The sequence below is a fragment of the Stenotrophomonas panacihumi genome (genome assembly GCF_001431645.1).
In the GTDB taxonomy this organism is placed as follows: Bacteria; Pseudomonadota; Gammaproteobacteria; order Xanthomonadales; family Xanthomonadaceae; genus Stenotrophomonas_A; species Stenotrophomonas_A panacihumi.
Window position 1 is genome coordinate 1 of sequence record NZ_LLXU01000127.1, and the last position, 7,784, is coordinate 7,784.

The window sequence follows — 7,784 nt, forward strand, 5'->3', positions numbered from 1 at the left end:
CCCTTCCCCTCCCCCAGACCGATTCCGGACCGCCCGCCATGAGCATGGACCTGCAACGTTTCCACGCCACGTTCTTCGAGGAAAGCCGCGAGGGGCTGGACGCGATGGAAGCCGGCCTGCTGTCGCTGGAGGAAGGTAACCGCGACCCGGAAACCATCAACTCGGTATTCCGCGCCGCGCACTCCATCAAGGGCGGCGCGGCGACGTTCGGCTTCGAGTCGATCGCCGGCCTGACCCACGTGCTGGAAACGCTGCTCGACGAACTGCGCGCCGGCAAGCGCGCGGTCGAGGCCGCCGCGGTGGACGCGATGCTCGGCTCGGTGGACGTGCTGCGCGCCCTGCTGCGCGAGGCCGAGCACGGCCAGGCCGCCGACCCGGCCGCCGTGCAGGCCGTGCTGGGCCGCCTGAACGCCGTGCTGTCCGGCCAGGCCGCCGCCGCGCCCGCCGCCACCGCGAAGAAGGAAGAAGAACCCGAGGCCTGGCACATCGGCTTCACCCCGGCGCCGTCGCTGTTCATGAGCGGCAACGACCCGCTGCGCATCATCCGCGAGCTGGAACACCTGGGCCCGCTGCAGATCGCCGCGCGCCTGGAACGCCTGCCCGGCTTCGAGCAGATCGACCCGATGGAGGCCTACCTGGCGTGGGACCTGGGCCTGATCGGCAAGGTGCCGCGCAGCAAGATCGAAGACACCTTCGCCTGGGTCGTGGACGACTGCGAGCTGGAGATCCGCCCGATGGCGGTGCCGGCGCCGCCGCCGAGCCTGGCGGTGGAAGACGCCGCGCCCGCCACCCCGGTGGTCGCCGCCGCACCGGCCGCCGCCGCCGCGGGCGCCGCGCCGGCTGCCAACAGCGCCGCGCATGAAGCCGAAACCTCGATCCGCGTCAGCGTCGACAAGGTCGATGCACTGATCAACCTGGTCGGCGAACTCGTCATCACCCAGGCCATGCTCAAGGCCGTGTCCGGCGGGCTGGATGCCGCCCACGCCGAAAGCCTCGCCGCCGGCCTGGACCTGCTCGAACGCAACACCCGCGACCTGCAGGAAGCGGTGATCGGCGTGCGCATGCTGCCGGTGGACGCGGTGTTCCGCCGCTTCCCGCGCCTGGTACGCGACCTCTCCACCCGCCTGGGCAAGCAGGTGCGCCTGCGCACGCTGGGCGAAGGCACCGAACTGGACAAGGGCTTGATCGAGAAGATCGCCGACCCGCTCGTCCACCTGGTGCGCAACTCCATCGACCACGGTCTGGAACTGCCCGAGGCGCGCAGCGCCGCCGGCAAGGACGAGACCGGCACGATCACCCTGGCCGCTTCGCACCAGGGCGGGCACATCGTCATCGAAGTCAGCGACGACGGCCGCGGCCTGAATCGCGAGAAGATCCTCGCCAAGGCGGCCGAGCGCGGCATCAGCGTGCCGGACAACCCGACCGATTCGCAGGTGTGGGACCTCATCTTCGCGCCGGGCTTCTCCACCGCCGACGCGGTGACCGACCTCTCCGGCCGCGGCGTGGGCATGGACGTGGTCCGCCGCAACATCCAGGCGCTGGGTGGCGAAGTGCAGGTGGAAAGCAGCGCCGGCCACGGCACGCGCACGCTGATCCGCCTGCCGCTGACCCTGGCCATCCTCGACGGCATGACCGTTTCGGTCGCCGGCGAAACCCTGATCCTGCCGCTGGCCTACGTGCTCGAAGCGCTGCAGCCGCAGGCCGTGGACATCCGCACCATGGCCGGCGAAGGCCGCGTGCTGCGCGTGCGCGGCGAATACCTGCCGATCCTGTCGCTGAGCGAGTACTACGGCTATGCCGGCCAGCGCAGCGAGGATCCGCTGGTGGTGGTGGTGGAAGGCGATGGGCAGAAGATCGCGCTGGAAGTGGACGAACTGGTCGGCCAGCAGCAGGTCGTGGTCAAGAACATCGAGAACAACTACCGCCGTATCGCCGGCATCTCCGGTGCCACCATCCTGGGCGACGGCCGCGTCGCGCTGATCGTGGACATCGGTGGACTGGTGCGCTCGCTGCGCGCGCTGCCGCAGGCCGCCTGAGTTTTTTCATGCGGCGCCGCTGGCGTCGCTTTCGGGTCATGTCCCCCACCCCGGCCTCGCGCCGGGGTTTTTTCATGTCGCACGCGTTGCGCAGCGCCCGTATCGGGCAGTTATTCCCAAATTTCCAACACCGGGAATCAACTATTCGCTGGGACTATTAACGGCTTTGAAATTGTGACGTCGATTCGCCCTAAAGGGTGAACCTGTCGCGCCGCTAACCCGAGTGTCAAGGCGAAATCCATCCGTCGTCGTGGCGCCCTCCCATTCCGCGGCTGCGTGCCGAGCATTCGAGATATCGACATGAAGTGGTTCCAGAATCTGACGATCGCCAGAAAACTGGCGCTTGCCTTCTCCGTAACGACCGTGATGACCCTCGCCCTGGGCGCGTTCGCGCTGCTGCGCCTGGGCACGGGCAACACCCAACTCGTGGAGCTGAGCGAAGACTGGATGCCTTCGGTGCAGCACCTGGGCGAAATGCGCTCGCAGCTGGGCGAATACCGCACCTACGAGATCTCGCAGATCTACAGCCAGGACGATCCGGCCAAGGTCGCCGATTACGTCAAGCGCATGGCCGACACCGAGGCCGCGATCGCCAAGGAGGAGAAAGGCTACGCCGACGTCTCCACCGACGCCGACCCGGACGAGCGCGTGATCTACGAGAAGGTCCAGAAGGATCGCGAAGCCTACTTCGCCGCGCACAAGAAGGTCGCCGCGGCGGTGGAGGCCGGTGACTTCGAAACCGCCCGCACGATTTCCGCCACCGAATCGCGCGACGCGCGACGCGCGCTGTTCGCCGGCCTCAAGGACCTGAGCACCTACAATCTCGACCACCTGCACGCGACCGTGGCCAAGGCCAACGAAGCGCACAAGCGCACCGTGGCGATGATGCTGGCGGTGCTGGCCCTGGTGACCCTGCTGGCCGTGGGGCTGGGCTACGCCATTGCCCGCGCGATCTCGCGCCCGCTCGGCGAAGCCACCCGCGTGGCCGGCCAGATCGCCCGCGGCAAGCTGGACAACGCCATCGTCGTACAGAGCCGCGACGAAACCGGCCAGCTGCTGGACAGCATGCGCCACATGCAGCAGCAGCTGCAGTCGGTGCTGGAAGCGCAGGAAGAAATGGCGCGCCGCCACGCGGCCGGCGAAATCAGCTTCCGCATGGACGAAGGCCGCTTCCCGGGCGACTACGGCCGCATGGTGCACGATGCCAACCAGCTGGTCGCCGAACACATCGAAGTGAAGATGCAGGTCATCGCCCTGACCCAGCGCTACGCGATCGGCGACCTGAGCCAGGACATGCCGCGCCTGCCGGGCGAGAAGGCCGTCATCAGCGAGACGATGGATGCGGTCAAGCGCAACCTCGGCGCGATCAACCAGGAAATCCAGCGCCTGGGCGCGGCGGCCGCGGCCGGCGACTTCAGCGTGCGCGGCGATGCCGAATCGTTCCAGCACGACTTCCGCTCGATGGTGGAAACGCTCAACCGCCTGATGTCCACGGCCGACGACAACCTGCACTCGCTCTCGGCGTTGCTGCGGGCCATCGCCGATGGCGACCTGACCCACCGCATGGAAGGCGACTTCCACGGCGTGTTCGCGCAGATGCGCGATGACGCCAACGCCACCGTCGCGCAGCTGACCAGCATCGTCGGCCGCATCCAGACCGCCAGCGGCAGCATCAACCTGGCCGCCGGCGAGATCGCGCAGGGCAACAACGACCTCTCGCGCCGTACCGAGCAGCAGGCCGCAAACCTGGAAGAAACCGCCGCTTCCATGGAGGAACTGACCTCCACCGTGAAGCAGAACGCCGAACACGCCCGCCAGGCCAACCAGCTCGCCATCGGCGCGGCGTCGGTGGCCTCGCAGGGTGGCGAGGTGGTCGGCCAGGTGGTCACCACCATGGGCGACATCGAGGCGTCGTCGAAGAAGATCGCCGAGATCATCTCGGTCATCGACGGCATCGCGTTCCAGACCAACATCCTGGCGCTCAACGCCGCGGTGGAAGCCGCGCGTGCCGGCGAACAGGGCCGTGGCTTCGCGGTCGTGGCCTCCGAAGTGCGCACCCTGGCCCAGCGTTCGGCCAATGCGGCCAAGGAGATCAAGGGCCTGATCGACGACTCCGTCGAGCGCGTGGCCGATGGCTCGGCGCTGGTGCACAAGGCCGGCGAAACGATGGGCGAGATCGTCGCCTCGGTGCAGCGCGTGACCGACATCATGGCCGAGATCTCCGCCGCTTCGCAGGAACAGTCGGCCGGCATCGAGCAGGTCAACCAGACCGTCACCCAGATGGACGAAACCACCCAGCAGAACGCCGCGCTGGTGGAAGAAGCCACCGCCGCCGCCCGTGCGATGGAAGAACAGGCCGGCCAGCTCTCCGAGGCCGTGGCCATCTTCAAGACCGCCCAGGCCACGCAAGCCAGCGCGGCGGTCGTGAAGCTGCGCACGCCGGCGCGTGCCGCCGCCACGCCGGCCGCGGCCCCGCGCCCGGCGCCGTCGCGCAAGCCGGTGGCCGTGGCCAGCACGGCCACTGCCAGCGACGCCGACTGGCAGGAGTTCTGATGTACCGGGTGCCGGCCCACGCCGGCACCCTTCCCCCCCCACCGCGAGGCACGGAAGCCTTCGCGCACTGAGCTTCCGGAACCCTCACGCCCATGAAGATCCTCTCCCGCCTCTCGATCGGACTCCGCCTCAGCCTGCTGGTTACCCTCGCGGTGACGCTGGTGCTGCTCACCCTCACCTGGCGCGTGTACGAGCAATCGGCCGCCGCCTACGAGACCAAGAGCCGCCAGGGCCTGGCCACCGCCACCCACGTCATGCAGGACACCATCGCCCTGTATGACCGCGCGCTCACGCAGGACACCGAGCGCCTGAGCGGCGGCTTCACCGCGCTGTTCCCCGCCGGCGAAGCCAGCCATGCGCGCGGCAAGCCGCTCAAGCGCGGCGAGTTCGACGTCGGCAACCTGGCGTTCGGGGGCAAGGCGCTCGCCGCCGACGACCAGCTGGTGGACCGCTTCACCGCCGGCACCGGCGCGGTGGCGACGATCTTCTCGCGCAGCGGCGACGACTTCGTGCGCATCTCCACCTCGCTCACCAACGACAAGGGCGAGCGCGTCATCGGCACGGCGCTGGACCACAAGCACCCGGCCTACGCGCTGGTGCTGGAGAACAAGCCGTACACCGGCCGCGCCAAGCTGTTCGGCAACGACTACATGACCCACTACCAGCCACTGGTCGATGCCCAGGGCCAGGTGATCGGCATTGCCTTCGTCGGCGTCAACTACAGCGCTGGCCTGGCCACGCTGAAGGAACGCATGCGCGGGCTGAAGATCGGCGCGGACGGCTACTTCTTCGTGGTGGACGAGGCCGAGGGCGACGCCCATGGCAAGCTCGTCGTGCATCCCAACGGCGAAGGCCAGGATGCCGCCGCGCTGGTCGCCGCCGAAGACCGCGAGGCCTTCAACAAGCTGGTGGACAGCGCTTCGGAAGAAGCCGCCGTCGCCGTGCTCGGCATCGCGCCGGACGCCAAGGCCGAAGCGGTGCCGGCCACGGTGAGCGTGGAGCATTTCCCGCGCTGGAAGTGGACGCTGGTCGGCGTGGAGCCGCGCACCGCGCTGACCGCCACCCTGCACCACATGATGCAGGTGATGATCGGGCTGTCGGTGCTGGCCATCGCGCTGATCGCGGCCCTGGTATTCGTGGCCACGCGCCGCATGGTGAGCAAGCCGCTGGCCGGCGCCTGCGGCGTGGCGCGCGACATCGCCGCCGGCAAGCTTGATGGCCATATCCCGGCCGGTGGCCAGGACGAAGTGGGTGAACTGCTGCGCGCGATGCAGCGCATGCAGGGCGACCTGCGCGAGCGCATCGAGCGCGACCAGGCCGTCGCCGCGGAAAACCTGCGCGTGCGCATTGCACTGGACAGCGCCTCCACCGGTACGCTGATCACCGACCCGCAGATGCAGGTCATCTACGCCAGCCCCGCCCTGCGCACCATGCTCAACGGCTACGCGGAGCACATCGCCCGTGCGCTGCCGGACATCGACACCGACCGCCCGCTGGTGGGCCAGGCGCTGGCCGTGCTGGAGCCGGGCGGCACGCTGGCGCCGGAACTGGTCGCGCAGCTGCAGCGCGAAGGCACCGTGCGCCGCCAGGTCCATTTCGGCGAAGTGTGCTTCGACCAGAACATCTCGCTGGTGCGCGACGAGCGCGGCCAGCTGCTGGGCACCGTGTGCGAATGGCGCGACCGCACCACCGAAGCCAAGGTGGAAGCGGAAGTGGCGCGCATCGTGCAGGCTGCCGTCGACGGCGACCTTTCCCAGCGCGTGGAAACCGAAGGCCGCAGCGGCTTCTACCTGCTGCTGGCGCGCCAGCTCAACGGCCTGCTGGGCGCCAACGCCACCAGCATCGCGCAGATCTCCGCGGTGCTCGACGCGCTGGCCCGCGGCGACCTCACTGCGCGCATGCAGGGTGAATTCCACGGCGTGTTCGCGCAGATGCGCGATGACGCCAACGCCACGGTCGCCCAGCTGACCGGCATCGTGGGCCGCATCCAGGCCGCCTCGGGCAGCATCAACCTGGCGGCCGGCGAAATTGCCGCCGGCAACAGCGACCTGTCGCGCCGTACCGAACAGCAGGCGGCCAACCTGGAAGAGACCGCCGCTTCGATGGAGGAACTGACCTCCACGGTGAAGCAGAACGCCGAGCACGCGCGCCAGGCCAACCAGCTGGCGCAGGGCGCGGCGACGGTCGCCTCGCAGGGCGGCGCGGTGGTGGGCCAGGTGGTGGACACGATGTCGGGCATCGAGGCGTCGTCGAAGAAAATCGCCGAGATCATTTCGGTGATCGACGGCATCGCCTTCCAGACCAACATCCTGGCGCTCAACGCGGCGGTGGAAGCCGCCCGCGCGGGCGAACAGGGCCGTGGCTTCGCGGTGGTGGCGTCGGAGGTGCGCACGCTGGCGCAGCGTTCGGCCAATGCGGCGAAGGAGATCAAGACGCTGATCGACGATTCCGTGGGCAAGGTGGCCGATGGTTCGGCGCTGGTGCACAAGGCCGGCGCGACCATGGGCGAGATCGTCGCCTCGGTGCAGCGCGTGACCGACATCATGGCCGAGATCACGGCCGCATCGCAGGAGCAGTCGGCCGGCATCGAGCAGGTCAACCAGACGATCACGCAGATGGACGAAACCACGCAGCAGAACGCCGCGCTGGTGGAGGAAGCCACCGCCGCGGCGCGTGCGATGGAGGAACAGGCGGGCCATCTGTCCGAAGCGGTGTCGATCTTCCGCACCACGCAGGCCACGCCGGCGAGCGCGGCGGTGATCGCGCTACGTCCGGCAGCGCCCCCGCGTACCGCCGCTGCCGCGCCGCGCACCGAGCGTGGCGGCGGACACTGGCAAACGTTCTAAGCGTTGTGGGGAGAGGGGGCCGCGATGCGGCCCCTTTTTTTGCTTGCGGCTTTATGCCTTGCGAAAGCCCCTACTCCCAATGTTCAACGCGCGGCGCCCGGTGGCAGTGGCTTGCCGGGACACGCCGTGAATCCATCCATGGAGGCTCGTCGGCGACATCCATGTCGCCAACGGTCCCGGCAAGCCACTGCCACCGGTCACCCCACGCTGCGCCGCGAGCGGCGGGAAATTCAAAAACGGAGCGCCCTGGCTTTTGAAGTTCGATCCGTTCACGGCACACGGTCGGGCGGTCGGTGGCGGCCTGTGGCCGGGACCGTGGGCGACATGGATGTCGCCTACGAGCCCCCAT

3 protein-coding genes are annotated in these 7,784 nt (G+C 68.9%); all 3 read left to right on the forward strand.

Features of this window, described 5'->3' with window-relative positions; all coding sequences use genetic code 11:
- The first annotated feature begins 38 nt into the window (after positions 1 to 38).
- The 3 genes from ARC20_RS16170 to ARC20_RS16180 all read left to right on the forward strand — a co-directional run bounded on the left by ARC20_RS16170 (position 39) and on the right by ARC20_RS16180 (position 7,435).
- Entirely contained in the window at positions 39 to 2,036 is a 1,998-nt protein-coding gene (locus ARC20_RS16170) for a chemotaxis protein CheA (protein WP_057648990.1), read from the forward strand.
- 300 nt (positions 2,037 to 2,336) lie between these two features.
- A complete protein-coding gene (locus ARC20_RS16175) occupies positions 2,337 to 4,589 on the forward strand; it encodes a methyl-accepting chemotaxis protein (RefSeq protein ID WP_057648992.1) in 2,253 nt (750 codons plus the stop codon).
- Between the two features lie 92 nt (positions 4,590 to 4,681).
- Complete coding sequence (locus tag ARC20_RS16180) at positions 4,682 to 7,435, forward strand: methyl-accepting chemotaxis protein (RefSeq protein WP_057648994.1); 2,754 nt, start codon at positions 4,682 to 4,684, stop codon at positions 7,433 to 7,435.
- Positions 7,436 to 7,784 lie beyond the last annotated feature (349 nt).